General features: G+C 58.5%; 19 protein-coding genes. 7 read left to right on the top strand and 12 right to left on the bottom strand.

From position 1 onward, the window contains the following. Nucleotides 1-15 precede the first annotated feature (15 nt). Nucleotides 16-939 carry a DMT family transporter gene (locus ACQY7U_RS01985; protein ID WP_428641435.1) on the bottom strand — a complete coding sequence of 308 codons (924 nt, stop codon included), beginning with the start codon at nt 937-939 and terminating at the stop codon, nt 16-18. A gap of 134 nt (nt 940-1,073) precedes the next feature. On the opposite strand from ACQY7U_RS01985, the gene ACQY7U_RS01980 reads away from it, so the two are divergent. Then, nucleotides 1,074-1,991, top strand: coding sequence for a LysR family transcriptional regulator (locus tag ACQY7U_RS01980; protein ID WP_428641433.1), 918 nt, complete (start codon nt 1,074-1,076; stop codon nt 1,989-1,991). Nucleotides 1,992-2,049: 58 nt separating this feature from the next. Here ACQY7U_RS01980 and ACQY7U_RS01975 read toward each other — a convergent pair whose 3' ends face one another. The 3 genes from ACQY7U_RS01975 to ACQY7U_RS01965 all read right to left on the bottom strand — a co-directional run bounded on the left by ACQY7U_RS01975 (nt 2,050) and on the right by ACQY7U_RS01965 (nt 7,796). Continuing rightward, nucleotides 2,050-3,738 (bottom strand): SPOR domain-containing protein, encoded by a 1,689-nt coding sequence (locus tag ACQY7U_RS01975; RefSeq protein ID WP_428641431.1) that lies wholly within the window; start codon nt 3,736-3,738, stop codon nt 2,050-2,052. A 939-nt stretch (nt 3,739-4,677) separates the two neighbouring features. After that, a complete protein-coding gene (argS, locus tag ACQY7U_RS01970; protein WP_428641429.1) occupies nt 4,678-6,447 on the bottom strand; it encodes an arginine--tRNA ligase in 1,770 nt (589 codons plus the stop codon). A 131-nt stretch (nt 6,448-6,578) separates the two neighbouring features. After that, nucleotides 6,579-7,796 (bottom strand): deoxyguanosinetriphosphate triphosphohydrolase, encoded by a 1,218-nt coding sequence (locus ACQY7U_RS01965; RefSeq protein ID WP_428641459.1) that lies wholly within the window; start codon nt 7,794-7,796, stop codon nt 6,579-6,581. Nucleotides 7,797-7,949: 153 nt separating this feature from the next. On the opposite strand from ACQY7U_RS01965, the gene erpA reads away from it, so the two are divergent. The 3 genes from erpA (at nt 7,950) to ACQY7U_RS01950 (ending at nt 9,672) form a co-directional block, all read left to right on the top strand. Next, nucleotides 7,950-8,291, top strand: a complete 342-nt coding sequence (gene erpA / locus ACQY7U_RS01960) for an iron-sulfur cluster insertion protein ErpA (RefSeq protein ID WP_428641427.1) — start codon at nt 7,950-7,952, stop codon at nt 8,289-8,291. Nucleotides 8,292-8,348: 57 nt separating this feature from the next. Then, a complete protein-coding gene (gene xth, locus ACQY7U_RS01955; protein ID WP_428641425.1) occupies nt 8,349-9,131 on the top strand; it encodes an exodeoxyribonuclease III in 783 nt (260 codons plus the stop codon). Between the two features lie 169 nt (nt 9,132-9,300). Then, a complete protein-coding gene (locus ACQY7U_RS01950) occupies nt 9,301-9,672 on the top strand; it encodes a hypothetical protein (protein WP_428641424.1) in 372 nt (123 codons plus the stop codon). An 18-nt stretch (nt 9,673-9,690) separates the two neighbouring features. Here the strand turns inward: ACQY7U_RS01950 and ACQY7U_RS01945 are convergent, their stop codons facing one another. Then, nucleotides 9,691-10,485: a tetratricopeptide repeat protein gene (locus ACQY7U_RS01945; protein WP_428641422.1), complete on the bottom strand. Its 795-nt coding sequence runs from the start codon at nt 10,483-10,485 to the stop codon at nt 9,691-9,693. A gap of 652 nt (nt 10,486-11,137) precedes the next feature. Between ACQY7U_RS01945 and parE the strand changes: the two genes are divergently transcribed. The 3 genes from parE (at nt 11,138) to ACQY7U_RS01930 (ending at nt 16,282) form a co-directional block, all read left to right on the top strand. Next, nucleotides 11,138-13,183 carry a DNA topoisomerase IV subunit B gene (gene parE, locus ACQY7U_RS01940; RefSeq protein WP_428641420.1) on the top strand — a complete coding sequence of 682 codons (2,046 nt, stop codon included), beginning with the start codon at nt 11,138-11,140 and terminating at the stop codon, nt 13,181-13,183. A gap of 467 nt (nt 13,184-13,650) precedes the next feature. Next, nucleotides 13,651-15,096 (top strand): DEAD/DEAH box helicase, encoded by a 1,446-nt coding sequence (locus ACQY7U_RS01935; protein ID WP_428641418.1) that lies wholly within the window; start codon nt 13,651-13,653, stop codon nt 15,094-15,096. 199 nt (nt 15,097-15,295) lie between these two features. Beyond that, entirely contained in the window at nt 15,296-16,282 is a 987-nt protein-coding gene (locus tag ACQY7U_RS01930) for a GGDEF domain-containing protein (protein WP_428641416.1), read from the top strand. A gap of 54 nt (nt 16,283-16,336) precedes the next feature. Here ACQY7U_RS01930 and ACQY7U_RS01925 read toward each other — a convergent pair whose 3' ends face one another. The 7 genes from ACQY7U_RS01925 to ACQY7U_RS01895 form a co-directional block, all read right to left on the bottom strand. Further along, nucleotides 16,337-16,999: a TenA family protein gene (locus ACQY7U_RS01925; protein ID WP_428641414.1), complete on the bottom strand. Its 663-nt coding sequence runs from the start codon at nt 16,997-16,999 to the stop codon at nt 16,337-16,339. 37 nt (nt 17,000-17,036) lie between these two features. After that, nucleotides 17,037-17,414, bottom strand: a complete 378-nt coding sequence (gene sufA, locus ACQY7U_RS01920) for a Fe-S cluster assembly scaffold SufA (protein WP_428641412.1) — start codon at nt 17,412-17,414, stop codon at nt 17,037-17,039. A 73-nt stretch (nt 17,415-17,487) separates the two neighbouring features. Next, entirely contained in the window at nt 17,488-17,883 is a 396-nt protein-coding gene (locus ACQY7U_RS01915; protein WP_428641410.1) for an SUF system Fe-S cluster assembly protein, read from the bottom strand. A gap of 11 nt (nt 17,884-17,894) precedes the next feature. Beyond that, entirely contained in the window at nt 17,895-19,151 is a 1,257-nt protein-coding gene (locus ACQY7U_RS01910; protein ID WP_428641408.1) for a cysteine desulfurase, read from the bottom strand. 37 nt (nt 19,152-19,188) lie between these two features. Beyond that, nucleotides 19,189-20,508 carry a Fe-S cluster assembly protein SufD gene (gene sufD / locus ACQY7U_RS01905; RefSeq protein ID WP_428641406.1) on the bottom strand — a complete coding sequence of 440 codons (1,320 nt, stop codon included), beginning with the start codon at nt 20,506-20,508 and terminating at the stop codon, nt 19,189-19,191. Nucleotides 20,509-20,522: 14 nt separating this feature from the next. Further along, a complete protein-coding gene (sufC, locus tag ACQY7U_RS01900) occupies nt 20,523-21,278 on the bottom strand; it encodes a Fe-S cluster assembly ATPase SufC (protein ID WP_428641404.1) in 756 nt (251 codons plus the stop codon). A 65-nt stretch (nt 21,279-21,343) separates the two neighbouring features. Beyond that, on the bottom strand, nt 21,344-21,628 hold a 285-nt coding region (locus tag ACQY7U_RS01895), incomplete at its 5' end, for a SufD family Fe-S cluster assembly protein (protein WP_428641402.1).

Raw genomic sequence — 21,628 nt, 5'->3', positions numbered from 1 at the left:
ATAAGGCGGGTCTGATCAGCAGGCCTGCCGCCGCTTCCGGAATGGATTGGGCAGCGTCAGGACGACACCGCCGGCAATAATCAGGATCGCACCAAGCGCAGCCGCTGGTGCCGGAACCTCTTGCCAGACCAGATAGCCGAAAAGCGCCGAAAGCAGGACCGAGCCGTAGTAGACAGGTGCCAGGGTCGCCGCCCCCGCCCTTCGATAGGCGGATATGTTGAGCGATTGACCAATGATCGCCAATGGTCCCATCCAGGCGAAATTCAGGAGTGTGTGCCCGGATATGTCCTGTGTCGCAATCAGCCAAAGGACGGGACCGGCGAGTAAAATCGTCGCAATAACATTGACATAGGCGAGGATTGTTATGGTGTCTTCTCTTTGCGCTATGTAGCGCATGATCAGCGCTTCGCAGGCCATGAAGACAGCAGCCAGAAGCGCAGACAGAACGCCCGCAGGAACGATCTGTCCAGGGCTTGAGGCTCCTTCCGCCGAACGCACAACCAGATAAGCCCCCAGCGCACAGATGACACCGGCCAGCAAGTGCCTGCCTGTTATGACCTCTTTCAGCACCAGACCTGCCAGCACAATTGCGATGATTCCCTTTGTCAAACCGATGGCAGTGGCATCGGCCAACGGAAGTACGCTTGCGGCGTGGATGGAACACGCCAGACCGCCGACACCACAAACTGCCCGTAGCAAATGCAGTTTCCAGAGGGAACTGACCCTGCTGCGAAGCGGAACCCTCTTGACCGCCGCCGCCGTCAGGATCGTCGCAGCACCGCCAAAAAACCGCATCCAGACGAGAACGGTCACCGGCAGCACCCCGTCTGCGATCTTGCCCGCCGCGAATACAGGTGTGAAGGCAGCCATTCCAGCCAATGCCAGCAAGAGCGCCTGGGGTATGTTTTCAGTGCGGTGATAAGTCGAATGCGGCTGCATGTTGAAACGATCCCTTGGCTCCATACAGCTGCCTAACAAAAATCTTGCCGCTGTATCAGCCGTCAATTGCCAATATCGGGCATGCGGATATGCATCGCATTGCCGGCTGCGCTGCGTATTGGTATAAGCAAGTCATGAACTGGGATGACCTGAAACTCGTTGATGCGGCAGCCCGCATGCGCTCCTTGTCGGGGGCGGCAAAAGCGCTTGATCTCAGTCAGCCGCAACTCAGCCGAAGACTGAAGAGCTTTGAAGACCGGATAGGTGCACGTCTATTCGACAGAACGCCGTCCGGATTGAAACCGACCGAGGCGGGCCTGCGACTCATTCCCCTTGCAGAAGATATGCGCAAGAAGGCGGACGCAGCGTGCAGGATCCTTCCGGACCTGCCCGGATCCGCCCTCAAGGTCGTCAGGATCGCGGTGGACGAAGTGCGTGCCCGCGTCCTCACTGATCGATTCATGACGTTGACCGGCCTGCTGGACGGCGTCGAGCTGGAGATTATTTCCAGCCACCAGCCCGCCAATCACCAGTGCCGCAGCATAGAACTGCAGATCCGGAACTGTCTCCCTGAAACGGACACACTGGTCGCCAGAAAGGTCGGCGACCTGGCCTATGCGGTCTACGGATCGAAAGCCTATGTGTCGGCGCATCCCGAAGCTCGAACCGAAAAACGGTTTCAACGCTGCGACTGGCTCGGTTTTGCTCCGGACGACCTTTGGTACCCCTCCCATGTACGCTGGATGGAAACCCGGCTTGGGGCAATGCCGAAGCTGCGGACCAATACGATTACGACACTGATGAACATGACGGCCTCAGGCGCCGGACTGGCACTTCTGCCGGTCTTCATGGGAGATCAGTGTACTGAACTTGTCCGATTGACGAGCCCCCTGCCCGAACTGACCTATCCCGAACACATCATCGTTCACCGGGACCTTCGGCGAGAACCGGCGGTTCGCCGGTCGATCGACGCGATAGCGGAAGTCTACCGTGAAATGGCACAGCTCTTGTCGGGTTCTCCCTCAAACCCGGGCCAACTTGCCGCTGAATGAATGAAAAATGGCCGGAAAACTTCCGGCCATTTCCGCAGATTTAAAAAACGTTCGCCGTTTACGGCTGCCTGCGCACAAAACAGTCGCCACCAGCTCCCTTGAGGCTTTCACAAAGCGAGATGGCTTCATCCCTGGATCCGGTCGGGATACGCGCGCGATAGAATGTGCCCTTGTCGCCGAGGTCCGCCTTGACGATCACGGCTTCACGATTGCCAAGGACACCCGGATACTTGCGCTGAAGACCGGCGTAGGCGCCGCTCGCGGCAGAAGCGGAGCGCTGCGACGTGACCTGGACAATATAGGTGCCCGGTGCGATGTAGCCGGCTTCGCCTCCCGAGGCTGCCGGAGCCTGGGGAGCAGGTGCTGCCGGTGCGCTTGCCTGTTGTGACAGGTTCAGCGGCCCGCTCTGTTGCGACGTGCTTGCCGGCGCAGGCTCGACCGGAGCACTTGCGACCCGGACTGGTGCCTCCGGTTTTTTGCGCGGCAAAACCGTCGGAACAGGAGCCGCCGCAACGGTTTCACCTGAATAGGCTGCCGCAGCTGCTTCCTCCGCACCGGCCAGCAGCGAGGGTTCCCCGGAGGTTGTTTGCGCTTCCTCTGTCGCGGGCGCACTCGTTGCTTCCGGCGTTGCCGGTGCAGGCTCGGCAACTGTTGGCTCCACAGGTGTCGGCACTGCTGCGGCAGACTGCTGTGAACCTGTCGAAGGAACAACAGGAGTTGTCGTCACGACCCGCGGGACTGACGGAGCCTCCGGTGCGGACGCTGCGTCTTCACCGGCACCACTGGCGCCCGGAAGCGTGTCATCCAACCGAACGATCACGGTGCGCACTTGCCTCGGAGCTCCCGGTGCAAGGTCCGCACCGTTGCCTTCGCTGGCGGGCGCCGGCGGCAGCTCGGCCGGTTTCGGCGTTTCAGGAAGAACGAGTTTTTCAGGACCGGACGCGCCTGCGTCGCCGACACGGTCGTAGATCAATTTTGAAGACTGGCTGTTCTCCGCTTTCGGCGCTTCTGCCGGAAACACCTTCAAGGGTTCCTGGAGACCACTAATGATCGGCGGAGGACCGCTTGGAACAGGAACGGCATCGCCGTCATAAAGCAGGAAGCCGGCACCACCGAGAACGGCAACACCCAGAACGCCCGCTGCCACGAACACACCTTTGCGGGATTTTTCCCGGGCGTGCGGAATGGCCGCCTTTTCGGCGGTGGAGTGGGGAGGCAGCACACCCGCTCCGTTGAGTGTCGGGTCGCTCTCCTGCATGGCCCTTGCAACGGCATCCAGGTCGTATCCCTCGGGCGGCGGAGGAGTTTCGTCTTCCTCGGCCTGCGGTACGGCTTCCGCAGCAGCCGGCCAAGTCATCTCGTCAATGTCTTCCGCTGCAGCAGACAACGCAGTTGCTGCCGGCGGCTGCGTGGCAGGTACAGGTTTGCGGTTGGCCGGGTCAGGAAAATCAAGGTCTGCGAACAAGGCGTCAATCCCGGCCAGGCTGGTCTCGTCATCGACCGGTTGCTCTGCAGCTCCAGTTTCCGGTCCGGGCCCTGACGGATTGAGCGCCGCCAGAAAGTCGTTTTCGTCGATAGCAGGCCGCCGCCGCCCCGTTTCGGCAACAGGTGCCGCCGCAGGAGAAGGCACTTCCGGAACCGGTCCAAGATGGAAGTCGGTGCGAACGTTACCGGCTTCTACCCGGTCCGCAACCGGACGGACTTCCGGATAGCTACGCGCAGGCTGCTCCGGCGTGGTAACGGCCACTGGGACATCCACTTGCGGATAGGACGAGGGTCCGGTGTGTTGGGTATCGATTCGTGAAGAAGAGTTGCCTGTATCAAAGCCCTGGAACGACGATTCCCTTTGCGTAGCAGAAAACGGGGGAACCGGAGCAGCATGTTCGCGGGCCGGTGTATCTACCGGTTCGTCAACCGCCTGGCGCAATGCACCGATCAACTCGTTTTCCAATTCTGCCGTCAGATTTTGTTCGAGGTCTTGCGGCAGATCAGAAGCCGGCTCGGGTCGGAATCCGGTTTCTTCCGCACTGCCCAGAGGCTCCCGCGCGGCCGGGATATCAGCTGCCGGATATTCCGGTCGCTCCGGGTCCTTGCCGAACGCAAAGCCCACAGAACCTGATAAGCCGGCATTGGAGGGCTTGGGCGCAGGCTCCTCCGTTCTGGCGGGCTTGGTCGAAAGCTTGACCGGATTCGCGGAAACCGTAACCCTGACAGCAGGTTTTGTTGCCTGGAGAGGCGGTTCCTGCCATGCAGGTTCCGGGTTTGCACGTTCAAGAATGGCCGGGTCATTCGCCGCCGGCCCCGGAAACGGGTCAGCCACGGGGACCGAAGGCTCTTTCACAGGCTGCGGCTGAGCAAGACTGGAAAATGTCGGTTCCACACGAGCTGGCGCAGGCGTCCGCGCCGCTGTGGTCTCTCCTGCGAAATCCTCCAGACCCGCAAAATAGTCGGTCGATTCGACGCGGCCGCTGCTCACATTTGCCCCCGATTGTTTGTTCTTGTGAACGATCCGCGCAAGTTCCACCAGCGGATCTTCAACAGCCGGGCGGTCATCGCCCAAGTCATTCTTGGGCGTATGCATATCAGTTCGCTTTGTCTCGTAATCTTCAGACATGAGCCTTACGAAAACCGGTCCCGTTCGGCCACTTTGCACTGACAACTCGTCAAACGTGGCCTTGTTAAAAATCTAGCGCATTTCTTCAGGAGCATTCACGCCGAGAATCGCCAGACCCGAAGCAAGCACCAAAGATATTGCACGAACCAATGCAAGACGTGCTAGGGTTAATTTGGCGTTACCAATGTCAATAAAGCGTAAATGCGGCATTTCCTTGCCTCTATTCCAATGACCATGCAAAGAACTCGCCAGCTCGTGTAGATAAAAAGCGATTCTGTGCGGCTCATGTGTTTCCGCCGCGGCCTCAACGACCTTCGGCCACTCCGCCATTTTGGCAATGAGTTCCAACTCGCCGGAATCGTCGAGCAAGGTGAAATCCGCGTTCAGCAGCTCTGAGTCACCGAGTTCGGTTCCAGGCAGTTCCAGTACCGCCTGCCTCAAGACCGAACAGCAACGGGCGTGGCCATACTGAACATAAAAGACCGGGTTGTCCTTGGACTGCTCCGTTACTTTCTTGAAATCGAAATCGAGCTGCGCATCATTCTTGCGGAACAGCATCATGAAGCGGACGGGATCCGGTCCGACTTCGTCCACGACATCGCGCAGGGTGATGAAATCGCCTGAACGCTTGGACATCTTCACCGGTTCGCCATCCCGCATCAGCTTTACCATCTGGCAAAAACGGACGATGACATCTGTCTTGCCATCGGATACGGCCTTGCCGACCGCCTGAAGACGCTTGGCGTAACCGCTGTGATCGGCGCCAAGAACGTAGATCGCCTCCTGGAAACCACGTTCGAACTTGTCCTGAAAGTAGGCTACGTCAGCGGCGAAATAGGTGTAGGAGCCGTCGGACTTCTTGAGAGCCCTGTCGGTATCGTCGCCAAAATCGCTGGCGCGGAAGAGCGTCTGCTCCCGGTCTTCCCAATCCTCGGGCACCTGCCCTTTGGGCGGCGGCAACGTTCCCTGATAGATGAGCCCCTTGTTGCGCAAGCTGTCGAGCATGTGGTCGATCATGGATGGACCGCCGTTCTGCCGGTCATGCAGGGTTCTTTCCGAGAAGAAGACCTCGTGCGTCACGCCGAGAGCCGCCAGATCCCGGCGGATAAGGTCGAGCATGGCGGCAATGGCCCGTTCCTTGACGAGAGGCAGCCAATCGGCTTCCTCCTTGCCCTTCAACGTATCGCCGAATTCTTCCTTCAGTTGCGTACCGACCGGCTTCAGATAGTCACCGGGATAAAGGCCGGACGGGATTTCACCGATATCTTCGCCGAGCGCCTCCCGGTACCGCAGGTAGGCACTGCGCGCGAGCGTGTCGATCTGCGATCCCGCGTCGTTGATGTAGTATTCCTTGACCACGTCGCAGCCGGCAAAGGCCAGCAGATTGGCAAGCGCATCTCCGACGACAGCTCCCCGGATATGACCGACATGCATTGGCCCGGTCGGATTGGCGGAGACGTATTCAACGTTCACCTTCGGTGCGGCATCCTTCCGGATGGAACCAAAGCCGACGCCAAGTTCCAGGACACTACCCAGAATGCGTTGCCAGACAATCGGCGCGACCCGCATGTTGATGAAACCGGGACCGGCGATGGTTGCCTCGGTCACCTCAGGGTCCTCGACCAGCTTTGCAACGATGCTTTCCGCAAGATCGCGGGGCTTCACCCCAAGCGGCTTGGCCAGTACCATGGCCGCATTGGTCGCAAAATCGCCATGCGCAGCGTCGCGCGGCGCTTCGACAACAACTCGGGAAAAGTCCGGAGTTTCTCCGTTTGAATCTTTTAATTCAAGAGACTGGAGAGCGTTTTTAACGCGTTGCGTGAAGTCCGCAAAGATATTCATAGAGCACCGATCAGGTTTCGTTTTTCAAGCACAAAGCCCCTGCGCGCTGTCGAGGGTTTTCCCCTCCAGCGCCACAGGGCTGTATTACCATGGGGCCTGATTGTGACCCTAGGTACAAGGTGCCCAAGCGCCTACCCCAAATCGGGTGTGTCGTCAAACAATCTGCGATGTTCCTCGATCGCATACCGGTCGGTCATACCGGCGATATAATCGCAGACCCGCCGGGCGATTTCCTTGTCGGCGAGGTTTTCAAGTCCGACGTTCCAGGGGGACGGCATCAGGCTGGGATCACTGTGAAATCTGCCGAACAAATCCCTGACCACCTTGGCAACAAGCCGGCGAACCGCAAGTACGTCCTCGTGGCGGTAGACCCGCGCGAAGAGGAACCGCTTCACTTCCCGCTCGGCCGCAGCCATTTCCGCCGAAAATCCGACAAGACACCGCCCCGCCATCCGGATATCGTGGACGCTCCGGGGCTCAACCTCGGCCAGGTTACGGATCGCTTCACGAATGACGTCCTCCACCATGCGGGTGATCGACCGGCGCACGATTTCATGGATGCGCCTACTTTCCTCCAGTCCGGGATACTTCGCATCGACTTCCGACAGGATATCGGCAAGAAACGGGACGTCGCGCATGTCCTCGATCGCAAACAGACCTGCCCGCAGACCGTCATCCAGATCATGGGCATCATAGGCTATGTCGTCGGCAATCGCCGCAGCCTGGGCCTCGCCTCCCGGCCAGGTATCCAGGAGCAGATCCTGCTTGGCCGCATATTCCCGTATCGCGAAAGGCAATTCCCCGCCCTTGAACTTGCCGAGCGGAGCCCCGTCGGGCCCGACCAGCGGACCATTGTGTTTGACAAGCCCTTCAAGCGTCTCCCAACTCAGATTGAGGCCATCGAAGTCGGCGTACCGCTGTTCAAGATGCGTCACGACACGCAGCGACTGCGCGTTGTGATCGAAACCATCATAGGGCGCCATGCATTCATGCATCACGTCCTCCCCTTCGTGACCGAAGGGTGTGTGACCGAGATCATGCGACAGGGCCAGGCACTCGGCGAGATCTTCGTCCAGACGCAAGGCGCGCGACAGCGACCGGGCGATCTGAGAAACTTCGATCGTGTGGGTCAACCGGGTCCGGTAGTGGTCGCCTTCATGATAGACGAACACCTGCGTCTTGTGTTTGAGCCTGCGGAACGCCGAGGAATGAATGATCCGGTCACGGTCCCTTTGAAACGGTGTCCGTGTAGGGCTTTCGGGTTCGGGAACCAGCCTGCCCCGGCTTTGATGCGGATCCTGCGCATAGATGGCCCGGGACTGTGCGCCAAACCCGATATCCGATCTCATCTGCTTCCAGCCTTCGCTCACGGCAATTCCCCGTGCCTAACTTGTTCCGTTCCGCTGCCCCGCATTGACGTGGGCAAGTTCAAAACATACTTATCTGAATAAATCAGGTTTAGCGCTCCTGAGGACCTCAAGAGCAAGGCGAGTCGGCGAAAGATGACCGAAACACTTGAAAATCGAGTAACAGTCAGCGACCGCGCTGCCAAGCGGATTGCGACCATATTGTCGAAAGAACCCGCCGGAAGCATGCTCCGCGTGAGCGTAGAAGGCGGCGGATGTTCCGGTCTGCAATACAAATACGAGGTGGTCGGCAGCCGCGAAGATGACGATCTGGTTATCGAAAAAAGCGGATCTACCGTGCTGATCGATGCCATTTCCCTGCAGTATATGGGCGGATCGGAAATCGACTTCGTGGATGATCTGATCGGGCAGTCCTTCCAGATCAACAATCCGAATGCCGTCGCCGGTTGCGGTTGCGGGACCAGCTTTACCATCTGACCGGTCTCCGGTTTCCCTGGCCGGCGTTCCGGCTTCCCGGCACTCGAGGCCCAATCCATGAAAATTGCGACCTGGAACATCAACGGCGTCAAGGCCCGCATCGATACGGTGCTGGAATGGCTCAAGGAAGCTTCGCCGGACATTGCCTGCCTGCAGGAAATCAAGTCCGTCGATGAAAACTTTCCGCGTCAACCCTTCGAGGAGCTAGGGTACAACGTCGAAACTCATGGGCAAAAGGGTTTCAACGGCGTTGCTCTTCTGTCCAAGCTGCCGCTTGAAGATGTTCGGCGCGGCTTGCCCGGCAACGATGCGGACGAGCAAGCCCGCTATATCGAGGCATGTGTTTCCACCGAAACCGGCGTGGTCAGGTTCGGCTGCCTTTATCTGCCCAACGGCAATCCACTGGGGACCGAAAAATTTCCGTACAAGATTGAATGGATGGACCGGCTGATTGCCCACGCCGAAAGCAGGTTGTCTGAAGAGGTTCCATACCTCCTGCTTGGCGATTACAACGTCATTCCGGACCCTGTCGACGCGAAGAATCCGGCAGCATGGGTTGATGACGCCCTGTTCCAGCCAGAAAGCCGCCAGCGGTTCAGGGCCCTCACCCATCTCGGCCTGACCGAAGCGGTCCGCGCATGCACCGAAGCGGAAGAAACCTTCACCTTCTGGGACTACCAGGCCGGTGCCTGGCAAAAAAACAACGGTATCCGGATCGATCACATCCTGATGTCCCCCCAGGCAACGGACCGGATGACAGGCTGCGGCATCGACAAGCATGTGCGGGGCTGGGAGAAGCCTTCCGACCACGTACCGGTCTGGGTCCGGCTCGCCGCCTGAGGCCTCCCAAGCGGGTTTCCGCTGCTTTCGCCAACAACTGTACGACCGGTTCCACGATCCCGGTTTGCACCTGATCGAAGCCATGGTAGTCTTTAGGGGCTATGGGGTAACGACACGCCGTCACCCGTCCGCGAAGGCAACATGCGGACTTTTCCTACCGGCAATACTGATGTCTGCCGGACGGCGGATTTCGCTTTTCAAAACTAACTGCCTGACTGCTTTCGCCATTTCAGGCTGCGTGTTGTTTTCGATGCCGGCCCAGGCTCAGGACATCTCCTGCACCTGCCGGTACAAGGGCGCCGATTACGGAATTGGGGAAACGATCTGCCTCAAAAGCCCTGACGGCCTGCGCATGGCAACCTGTGGAATGGTGCTCAACAATACGTCATGGCAGCTCAGCAATGCCCCCTGCCCGTTCAGTAGCCTGCAAAAAGCCACCCCGCCCAAGAGCAATGCAACGCCCTTCCCAGGACAGGCCAAATCCACTGGAAAGACAACGACGCGGTTGAGCTTCCTCGAAATGGGGCAAGCGAATGACTAGCCGCGTGTAGACGCAATCCTACTGGGAAGGAACCTGCTGCGCTGTGAGCACGTCCGGCCGGTTCTGCCTGAGCCAGCCATCGGCAAGGTTTCTCGCCAACTCCCTGACAGGTTCAGGTGAAACCGCGAAATATTGCTCGTGCATGGCATGGATCCAGTTGGCTTCAGCCCCGCTCGCCTGCTCGCGCGCCACGGTCATCCACATCAGGCCACGGGCTTTCTTCTTTTCGGAATTTCCGTGTGCATAAAGGGTTTCCCCAAGACGCGCCTGCGCGCCGACATGGCCTTTCAGGGCCGCCAGATTGTACCAGCGGATTGCCATGCGGCTGTTGTTGTCCTGATAGATCCGTCCCAGTTCGTATTGGGCATCGGCATCGCCGAAATAGGAGGCAGCATGAGTGAAGATCTGCCGGGCTCGTGCCTCGTTTTTCGGCACAGATCCGTCGATGCCATTGAGATAGTATGAGCCAAGAGCAACGAGAGCGCTGGCAACAAATGGTGCGTCCGGGGCACTCGGGCGGTCTTCTCCGTGATCGCGCACGATCTGGCTGTAATACTGGAAGGCCTTCAGGTCATCTTCCTGCACACCGTCGCCCTTGGCGTACATCTCGCCAAGTTTCCAGGCAGCCATGGACTGTCCGTTCTCGGCTGCATATTGAAGGGAATTGAGTGCGCCGGCCTTGTCGCCCGAGTAGTATTGGCGCGCCCCTTCACGAAGCGCCTCGGTCGGCGAAAGATCCTTGGGCCCGATGGACGGGTCCTGAGCCGGCTGGCCGTCAAACGCCCAGGCAGTCCCAGATATAGCGATAACCATCAGCGCGCCGAGCACAGTTCCGGCGTTCCCAATCCGCTGAATCTTTGACTTTTTGTTTCGCATCCCGGTTACACTTTTACCCGCTGGTCGAACCGTTTCACTCCAACGGGCGATCTTTTCGATCTCGTTTTCTGTCCGCGTCAAGCGCATCGTCTGTTTCATCAGGCCGCTGTGCCGTCTACTGGCAGACTCTTGTTTCAAGCCGCCTAAACTGACCAACCATTTCGGCCTAAGTTGGGCCATTCCACGCCCAAATAAGACCATTTGAAGATTAGTTTCTGCCAGTTCGGGATTGCAGCCGAACATACTCATCCCCACCTGGTCAGACTTTAACCCAACGGGTGCCGGGCAAACATGGCCGAACCTTGGCGGCAACTCCAATCAGCTATGCTCGAACTGACTCTCTCGCGAGATGTTGCCTAATTGACACACAGGAGCCCTCCTCCCGTTTGTACTATTTCGATTGGATCACACCGAGGTTGAAAATAGGTTTCCGGGCGGCACAAGGCGGCCTGACTTGTTGAAAACGGGGGCTAATCGGCAATTTTCTTGGCCGTTCTTCGTTTGTCCTTCAAACTGGCACATGATTCGGTGTAGGTAACGGCGCTGACACAGGCGAAATTATGGTTCGAACCCCATCAGGCGATACGGAATGAGCGCAAAAGACGATCTCTTTGCTGGCAATGCAGCTGTCTCCACACCCCTGGCGCAAGACAATCCTGCTCCCGTTCCGCAAAAGCCCCGCGTCGTTACCCCCGCCCCTGCCCAGGAAGACTATTCCGCGGCTGATATCGAAGTCCTTGAAGGACTGGAACCGGTCCGGCGCCGGCCGGGTATGTACATCGGCGGCACCGATGAAAAGGCGCTCCATCACCTGTTCGCCGAAGTGATCGACAACTCCATGGACGAAGCTGTCGCCGGGCACGCGACATGGATCGATGTCGCGCTTGGCGCTGACGGATATCTGACCATCACCGACAACGGCCGCGGCATTCCGGTCGATCCGCATCCGAAATTCAAGGACAAGTCTGCTCTCGAAGTCATCATGACCACGCTTCATGCGGGCGGAAAGTTCGACAGCAAGGTCTACGAAACCTCAGGCGGCCTGCACGGCGTGGGTGTCTCCGTGGTCAACGCACTTTCCGAAGAGCTGGTCGTCGAAGTCGCCAGGAGCCGGAAACTCTATCGCCAGACGTTCCGCAGAGGGCATCCGCAAGGCCCGCTGGAATTTGTCGGCGACACCCAGAACCGGCGTGGAACGCAGGTCCGTTTCAGGCCGGACGCGGAAATTTTCGGCAAGGGCGCAAAGTTCCTGCCCGCCCGCCTCCTCAAGATGGCACGCTCGAAAGCATACCTGTTCGGCGGTGTTGAAATCCGCTGGCACTGCGCTCCCGAACTTATCGGAGAGAAAGAGGAAACACCTGCAGAAGCCGTTTTCCATTTCCCTGGCGGACTGAAGGACTTCCTGAGCGAGCGCCTCACCAAGGAACGCCGGGTTGTCGAAGAAACTTTTGCCGGACGCACGGACAAAACGGGCAAGCACGGCTCCGTGGAATGGGCCGTGAGCTGGTTCGCCGGCGACGGCTTCGTGAATTCCTACTGCAACACGGTGCCAACACCGGAGGGCGGCACGCACGAAGCCGGCTTCCGCTACGCGCTCCTGCGCGGCCTGAAGGCCTACGGTGAACTGACCAACAACAAGAAGGCCGCCATTATCACCGGCGACGACGTCATGACGTCGGCCGGCGGCATGCTGTCCGTCTTCATCCGGGAACCGGAATTCGTTGGCCAGACCAAGGACAAGCTGGCCACGAACGAAGCGACCAGGATTACGGAAGCGGCCGTTCGCGATGCGTTTGACCACTGGCTGACCGCATCTCCCAACCAGGCCAACAAGCTTCTGGAGTGGGTGATCGACCGCGCCGACGAGCGCCTGCGCCGACGCCAGGAAAAGGATGTCGCGCGCAAGACAGCGGTGCGGAAACTGCGTCTGCCCGGCAAGCTTGCCGATTGCTCCGCCAACCAGGCGGACGGCACCGAACTCTTCATTGTGGAGGGTGACTCGGCTGGCGGTTCGGCAAAACAAGCACGCAACCGCTCCAATCAGGCCGTGTTGCCCCTGCGCGGCAAGATCCTGAACGTCGCCAATGCCGGCCGGGACAAACTGGTTGCCAATCAGCAGCTCGCCGATCTCATTCAGGCACTCGGGTGCGGGACGCGTTCCAATTACAAGGACAGCGATCTGCGCTACGAGAAGATCGTCATCATGACCGATGCCGACGTTGACGGTGCGCATATCGCCTCGCTCCTGATCACTTTCTTCTACCGTGAAATGCCGGAACTCATCCGCTGCGGTCATCTTTATCTGGCAGTCCCGCCGCTCTACCGTCTTAGCCAGGGCGGAAAAACGCTCTATGCGAGAGACGACGCACACAAGGACGAACTTCTCGAAACCGTCTTCAAGGGCAAGGGCAAGATAGAAATCGGCCGCTTCAAGGGCCTTGGCGAGATGCTGCCGGCGCAGTTGAAGGAGACCACGATGGATCCTTCCAAACGCTCGCTGCTCAAGGTTGCTGTCGAAGAGGATGCCATCGGCGAGACGAACGACACCGTCGAAAGGCTCATGGGCAACAAGCCCGAAGCGCGCTTCCGCTTCATTCAGGACAACGCCGAATTTGCGGACGATCTGGATATCTGATCGGCTGTCCGGTTATCCTGACGCTGCGGGTCGCGCCTAATGGCCTGGCTCGGGCCGGAAATGGTGTTCCTTATTCTTGCGTGACCAGTTCTGCATTCCGCGGAATCTTCAGCCCATTTAACGCAATCGTGTCCGCAAGCATAATGCTGTTCCTTGGGGTGGTTTTCTCAAGCCTTCGGGCGTGGCTCAAACCCGTTGCCCTTTCCAATTCACGTGCCTGAGGCTCCTGTTGCATCAGTATCCCATGCTGATCTTCAGCCCTGATTTCCTTCCTGCCTGAGCCGCTCTATTAACTGAGATGGCAAAACAAGCTCGGAAATACTCGATTTTCTTGGAAAATTACCTCAAGGACGCATTGACACCTGAGCGCATGAATGTAGGGTGTGCGCAGTTTGGCGCCAGTGGCATTCACAGCAGCGCCAACCGGCAATCAAACCATCTGGCACAACATCCGGGCAAAACGCTCCATGACATTTGATACTCTCGGTCTTAGCGAGAAGGTCCTCGCTGCAGTCGAAGCAGCAGGTTATAAAGAACCCACAGCAATCCAGACCGGCGCGATCCCGCAGGTCCTGGAACGCCGGGATATTCTCGGCATTGCACAGACGGGGACCGGCAAGACCGCCAGTTTCACCTTGCCGATGCTGACCCTTCTTGAAAAGGGACGTGCCCGGGCACGCATGCCGCGGACGCTTATCCTCGAACCCACCCGCGAGCTGGCTGCGCAGGTCGAAGAGAACTTCGAGAGATACGGCAAGAACCACAAGCTGAATGTCGCGTTGCTGATCGGCGGCGTCTCCTTTTCGGAACAGGACAAGAAGCTGGATCGCGGCACGGATGTGCTTATCGCGACCCCGGGCCGCCTTCTCGATCATTTCGAGCGTGGAAAGCTTTTGCTGCAAGGCGTCGAAATTCTCGTGGTCGATGAAGCCGACCGCATGCTGGACATGGGTTTCATTCCCGACATCGAGCGCATCTGCAAGCTGATCCCCTTCACACGCCAGACCCTTTTCTTCTCCGCGACGATGCCGCCCGAGATCCAGCGCCTGACAGAGACGTTCCTTCAGAACCCGGCCCGGATCGAGGTCGCTCCGACCTCTTCCACCGCAGAGAACGTTGCTCAGCTACTGAAGGCGACGCCGTCCAAGGACTACGAAAAACGCGCTGCCCTTCGTGAACTGCTGGACAACGCTGAGGAACTTCAGAACGCCATCGTCTTCTGCAACCGCAAGCGCGATGTAACGACCTTGTTCCGGTCTCTCGAGCGCCACGAATACAATGTCGGCGCACTGCACGGAGACATGGACCAGCGTACGCGCATGATGATGCTGGACAATTTCCGTAAGGGAACCATCAAGCTCCTGGTTGCAAGTGACGTTGCTGCACGCGGCCTTGACATTCCGGAAGTCAGCCACGTTTTCAACTATGACGTTCCGAGCAATGCCGAAGACTACGTCCACCGCATTGGCCGGACCGGTCGGGCCGGACGCTCGGGAACCGCCTATACGCTGGTGACTGGTGAAGACCAGAAGTATCTGGACGCGATCGAAACGCTCATCAACAAGACAATCGACTGGCAGGGTGAGGCCATGGACTTCGAGGCTGCAGCCAAGGAACGCAAGGCCCGACGGAAGACAGGAAAGCCCGCCAGGGCCGGTTCTTCAAGCAATGACAACGAGGCGGATCAGGCCAAGCCGGCCAGCCGACGGCGCGCGCAGACCAAGCCTCGTGATGCCGGAAACGGCGTAACCGAAGTGCAACCTGCGGAGACAGAATCAGCCCCCGTTGCAAAGTTTCCGCCGAAAGCCGGAAAGAAAAAACCGGCCGACGGCAAGTCGGAACCCGCCTTCAGTCCGGGTGTTCACATCCCCGCCTTCCTGTTACGTGAGCCTCGGCCCAAAAAGGCCTCATAACTTTACTTTATTTGGCGGAATGGCCGTAGACTTAACGGCTCCTTAAAACTTCCATCAGATTTTTATACATAGATCTTGCGGCCGTGTGGGGCGGCTCACGCAAGACTTTGGTGAGAGATTTCTGATGTCGGATGAAGACGACCATAAGCGGACGATAAAATACGGCGACTCCGCAATTAAATATATCAAGAAGAACGTATTGCCGGCATACCCGCGTTCCTATGAACTCTGGTACACCTATTCCGCCGGTTATAATCAGGGCCTGAACCGGGCGATCAATGAATCTATCAAGGCCAATGGACGCGTCACCACCGATGAGATGCTGACGCTCTATGGCCGCTTCCTGTCACCGACGCGTCTCGGCGACCGGTTGGACGAAGTCGGTATGCAGGTCTCCAAGGAAGTCGAGGAACTCGTCGACACCCTGAAACTGAGCACCGACGCTACGTCCGACTACGGTTCCGCACTGGAACAGGCCGGCGAAAAGATCAAGTCTGTTACGGACCCGGAAAAACTGCAGGCCTATTTGACCCATCTGGTGAAGTCGACCCAGAACGCGGTCACGTCAAACCGCAAGCTGGAAAGCCAGTTGCTGGAATCCAAGAAGCATATTGAAAGACTGCAATCGTCGCTCGAAGCGATCCGCTACGAGTCCCTCACCGACGAGTTGACCACACTCAACAATCGCAAGCATTTCGAAAATTCGATTGAACGGATTATCGACCAGTCAAAGGAAAGCGGACGCGGCTTCGCCCTGCTTATGACGGACGTTGATCACTTCAAGAAGTTCAATGATACCTACGGTCACCAGACGGGCGATCAGGTTCTTCGCCTTGTTGCCCTGGCGGTGAAACAGAATATCAAGGCGCAGGACATTGCCTGCCGTTATGGCGGAGAGGAATTTGCGATCATCCTGCCGCACGAGAGTCTCGAAGCAGCGGCCGAGATCGCGGAAAGCATCCGGACCGCAGTGATGTCGAAGGAACTGGTCAAAAGATCAACCGGAGAAAATCTTGGCCGGGTCACGATTTCCGTCGGCGTTGCGATATACCAGGCGATGGATACCGGACACTCGATCGTCTCGCGCGCGGACGAGGCGCTTTATGCGGCCAAAAACGCCGGCCGCAATCTTGTGAAGACCGAACTCGATCTGACCGAAAACCCAAACCAGGAAAACGTTGCCTGAGCGGAAGCCCCCGGGATCACAGCACTTCAACCTGATCGCGGCTCGTTGTGCGGACTACGCGTTTACGTCCAGGCCCATTTGCCAGAAGTCACTTTCCAGCCGGCAGGCTTTTTCAAAGAGTGACAGAAGTTTCGGGTAACGGTAGCCGGTCAGGTAGCGTTCGCCCGTTCGCTCCAGCCAGTCTGAAAAGGCCTCCGCCACTTCCTGATAGGCTTCTCCCGAATATTCCTGGATCCAGCGCCGATAGGCGTTGTCCGAACGGTCACCGCCGGCGCCTGCCAGATATGCTCCAATATCCGCGTATCCCAGAATACAGGGCGCCAGCGCCACCTGGAGGTCCAGAAGATCTCCGGACATGCCCGCATCCAGGACGAAGCGCGTATAGGCCATGGTGGGCGTATCTTCCGGAGCATTCTCGATGTCCACCCGGGTCATGCCCCAGGAACCGCAGAATTCTACATGCAGATCCAGTTCCACATCCAGAATGGCCTTTACGCCTTCCAGGCCTTGCCGCATGTCGGCAACGTCCGGGCTCTTGTAGACGCAGAGCGCGTAAGCACGCGCGAACTGGATCAGAAACAGATAGTCCTGCACGAGGTAATGTCTGAAGCACGCCTGCGGCAGGGTACCGTTCCCGAGAAGGTCGACAAATGCATGGCGAGTGTAATCGGTCCATTGCGGAGCCGCGTCGGCCTTGAGCCGTTCAATCAACTTCATGTAGACATGTTTTCCGGTGTTTGAACGTCGAAGGGTCTCAGCGCGAGAGCGCGCTCAGATCGGCTTCCTGAAGGGAAACGGATTCGCCGCATCCGCAGGCGGAAACCTCGTTGGGATTCCTGAAGACAAAACCGGACCGGAACTTCGTGACTTCGAAGTCCATCTGGGTCCCAAGGAGGAACAGCACGGCAGATGGATCGACGAAGAGCTTCGCGCCCTTGTCGTCAATGACGTCATCACCCGGCTTGGCTTCTTCAACCATATCCATGGTGTATTCCATGCCGGCGCAGCCACCCTTCTTGATGCCGACACGCAAGCCAATAGCGTTCTTGTCGGAGTTTTCAACCAGTTCCTTCACGCGCTCGGCGGCAGCTTCGGTCCGGGTCATGACCTGGAATTTTCCGGCGGAAGCCATTCAGTCCTCGCTCAGTTCCGGTTACCTAAAACCTGATATAGGGTTTCAGCTTATCGGATGTAAGGTTTCCAACTCAATACCAGTTGAGCGCAACCTTGGCCTCATCCGACATTCTGTCCGGCGACCAGGGCGGATCAAAGACCATGTCGACATTGACCGGGCCGACGCCCGCAACGGCGGAAACGGCATTTTCCACCCAGCCCGGCATTTCCCCGGCTACGGGGCAGCCAGGCGCCGTCAGCGTCATGTCGATGTTGATTGACCGGTCATCCTCGATGTCGACCTTGTAGATGAGCCCCAACTCATAGATATCGCAGGGTATTTCCGGATCATAGACCGTTTTCAGGGCCCCGATGATATCGGTGGTCAGCCGGTCCAGTTCGTCAGCCGGGATCGCGCTCTGGGACGATACTTCAGTCCTGAGTTCCTCGCCATCGGCGGCAGTGTCAATCGTGGTCGCGTTTTCCATAGGGGCCGTCCTTACCCGAAAAAACTCTGTGCCTTCAACAGGGCTTCATACAACGCGTCCACCTCCGCACGCGTGTTATAAAGCCCGAAACTTGCCCGACATGTAGAGGTCACGCCGTATTTTGCCAAGAGCGGCTGCGCGCAATGCGTACCGGCCCTGACCGCAACCCCTGCCCGGTCGATGATCGTCGCAACGTCATGCGCATGTGCTCCCTGCAACTCGAAGGACACGATTGCGCCCTTTCCCGGAGCGTCACCGAAGATGCGCAGGGAATTGATCTCGCGCAGCTTCTGGTGGGCATAATCCTTTAGATCCGCTTCGTGCCGTGCGATGTTTTCCCGGCCGAGCGCATCCATGTAGTCAAGTGCGGCCCCGAGGCCGATTGCCTGCACGATAGGCGGCGTACCGGCCTCGAACCGGTGCGGCGGATCGTTGTAGGTCACGATGTCCTCGGTGACGTCCAGGATCATCTCGCCGCCACCGTTGAACGGGCGCATCGCCTTCAGTTTCTCCGGCTTGGCCCATAGGACGCCAATTCCGGATGGCCCATAAACCTTGTGGCCGGTGAAGACATAATAGTCGCAATCGATGTCCTGCACATCCACCGGCAGGTGAACGGCCGCCTGGCTGCCGTCAACCAGAACCGGAATGCCGCGCTCATGCGCGATCCGGCAGACTTCCTTGACCGGAACGACTGTGCCCAGAACGTTGGACATATGGGTGACCGCAACAAGCTTTGTCCGGTCGCTCAAGGCGTCCGCGAAAGCGTCAAGATCAAAGGATCCGTCCTCGCGGACATAAACCCACTTCAGCCTGGAGCCATGGCGTTCACGGTGAAAGTGCCACGGAACGATGTTTGAATGGTGCTCCATGATGGAGAGCACGATCTCGTCGCCTTCGCCGAAGGTCTCCGGCCCCAGCCCGTAGGACACGAGGTTGATCGCTTCCGTCGTCGATTTGGTGAAAACGACCTCGTCAACAGACTTGGCGTTCAGGAAGCGGCGCACCTTTTCACGCGCAGCTTCGTAGTTGTCCGTCGCCGTGTTGGAAAGATAATGCAGGCCGCGATGGACATTGGCATACTCTTCAGAATAAGCCTTCGTGACCGCGTCGATTACGGCCTTGGGCTTCTGCGCCGAAGCACCATTGTCCAGATAGACAAGAGGCTTGCCGTAAACCTCCCGCGACAGGATCGGAAAATCCTTGCGGATGGCTTCGACGTCATAACCCGTGGCCCTGTTGGCCTCTTCTGCGGTGGCGACCGTCATGCGGCGCAGCTCCTGTTCCAATCAGCTCAATACGATTTCAGTGCCCGGCAAGCCAGTCGCGCACGCGCGCTTCCAGACCTTCGGTCACGTCGTCTTCGCCGTATTCCTCAATGGCTTCCGCCAGGAAGGCCAGGACCAACAGGGTCTTGGCTTCGGCTTCCGGAATGCCCCGTGCTCTTAGGTAAAAGAGCAGATCCTCGTCTATCTGTCCGCTGGTCGCACCATGGGCGCAGATCACGTCGTCAGCGAAGATCTCCAGTTCCGGCTTGTTCGCCATCTCCGCTTCTTCGGACAGAAGCAGAGCCTGGGTCATCATTTCGCCGTCGGTCTTCTGGGCATGCTGGGCAACATTGATGCGGCCCTGATAGACGCCCTTTGCCCGGCCGTCGAGCACGGTCTTGAAGAATTCTCGGCTGTTGCAATGGGGAACGGAGTGATCGACTACCAGTGTCTGGTCGGCAAGATCGTCGCCGCCAGCCATGCTCACGCCGTAGATCTTGGCTTCCGAATTTTCACCGGTGAACTCGATGAACTGCTGGTTGCGGGTAAACCGCGGTCCGGCGATGAACCCGAGGGACTTGAATTCGGCTTCGCCGCCAATTTTGGCAACGGTGGTGAAGAGCCGCGCTGCTTCCGACTTGCCAACGATCAGGCGGGTTGCCGCAAGCGACGCGCCGTCTGCCAAGTCGTAATCGAACACGGCGTTGAGTTCGCCCTTGCCCGTATCCCCGACAAAGGTCTCCAGAAGACGCAGTTTTGCACCCTTGCCCACAACAATCCGGTTGCGGGTGATCTGGGCACCTGCCGAGGCCGCGACCTGCACCAGTTCGACCGGTTTCGACAGTTCCGCGCCGTCCTTGACCTCGACAACAACGCCGCCTTGCACAAAAGCCGTGTTCAGCGCGATTACGCCATCGCCGTCTCCGGATTTGGGAGCGGACAACAAACCGCCCCCCTGCTCACCCGCCAGCGCATCGCAAAGACTGGTGACGGTGAGGCCTTCGGCTGCGAGCGCGTCCACATCCGAGAGTTCTGCCAGAAAAGCACCGTTCGCAATGACGATCCGGAACCGGTCGAGATCTCCGAAGGTCTCATGGCTGTCCAGGGCCGCCTTGACGGAATCCGCGTCAGCGGCAGCCGCGAGCGGCGCTGCGGACTTCATGAAAGCCCGCAAGTCGGAATATTTGTATTCTTCCACGCGCCGGTGCGGCAGGCCCTTTGAGCGGATACTATCGACTGCGGCTTCCCGAAGCGCGGTCACCGCGACTGAACCGGACAATCCGCCCTTGGCACCGTCAAAACGTTCGAACAGATCGTTTTCAGCCTGCGTGTGCTTTATGGGTACACTTGCGTTCATGTCGCCCTGCCCCCTCAGGCTGCCGTATCGATGTAATCGGCGTAGCCGTTCTTTTCCAGCTCGAGCGCCAGATCCTTGTCGCCCGTCTTGACGATGCGGCCCTTGGAAAGAACATGCACAACGTCGGGCACGATGTGGTCGAGAAGACGCTGGTAGTGCGTGATAACGACCATGGCCCGTTCCGGAGAGCGCAGCTTGTTGACGCCTTCGGAAACGATCCGGAGCGCGTCGATATCGAGGCCCGAATCCGTCTCATCGAGCACGCAAAGTTTCGGCTCCAGCAATGACATCTGCAGGATTTCCGCACGCTTCTTCTCGCCACCCGAAAACCCGACATTGAGCGGGCGCTTCAGCATGTCCATGGAAACGTTCAGGTGGCTTGCGGCCGCTTTCACGCGCTTCATGAAGTCCGGAATGGAGAGCGTGTCTTCGCCGCGCGCCTTGCGCTGCGCGTTCATCGCGGTCTTCAGGAATTCCATGGTCGCAACACCCGGAATCTCGATCGGGTACTGGAACGCCAGGAACATGCCGGCGGCCGCCCGCTCGTCCGGCTCCATGTCGAGCATGTTTTCGCCGTTGAAGAGGATCTCGCCCTCGGTGACTTCATAGTCGTCCTTGCCGGCCAGAATATAGGACAGCGTCGACTTGCCGGAGCCGTTCGGCCCCATGATGGCGTGCACTTCACCGGCTTTGACGGTCAGGTCGATGCCGCGCAGGATTTCGGTTTCGTCTTCCGCGATGCGGGCATGCAGGTTTTTGATCTCAAGCATTGAGATTTTCCTCGTAATTCAGCGGACTTTCTAAGCCCGTAACAAATCAGTCTTCATATGGGCTCTTAGCCCACGGATCCTTCCAGGCTGATCGAAATCAGCTTCTGTGCCTCGACGGCGAATTCCATCGGCAGCTGCTGGATGACGTCCTTGACGAAGCCGTTGACGATCAGCGCCACCGCCTCCTCTTCCGACAGGCCACGCTGCAAGCAATAGAACATCTGGTCGTCCGAGATCTTCGAGGTGGTGGCCTCGTGCTCGAACTGGGCCGATGCGTTCTTGCTCTCGATGTAGGGCACGGTGTGTGCGCCGCATTCCTGTCCGATCAGAAGGCTGTCGCACTGGGTGAA

The sequence above is a fragment of the Roseibium sp. genome, from assembly GCF_050301095.1.
Lineage (GTDB): Bacteria > Pseudomonadota > Alphaproteobacteria > Rhizobiales > Stappiaceae > Roseibium.
Note: the sequence above shows the minus strand (reverse complement) of the source record. Positions and strands in the feature narration are given on the sequence as shown.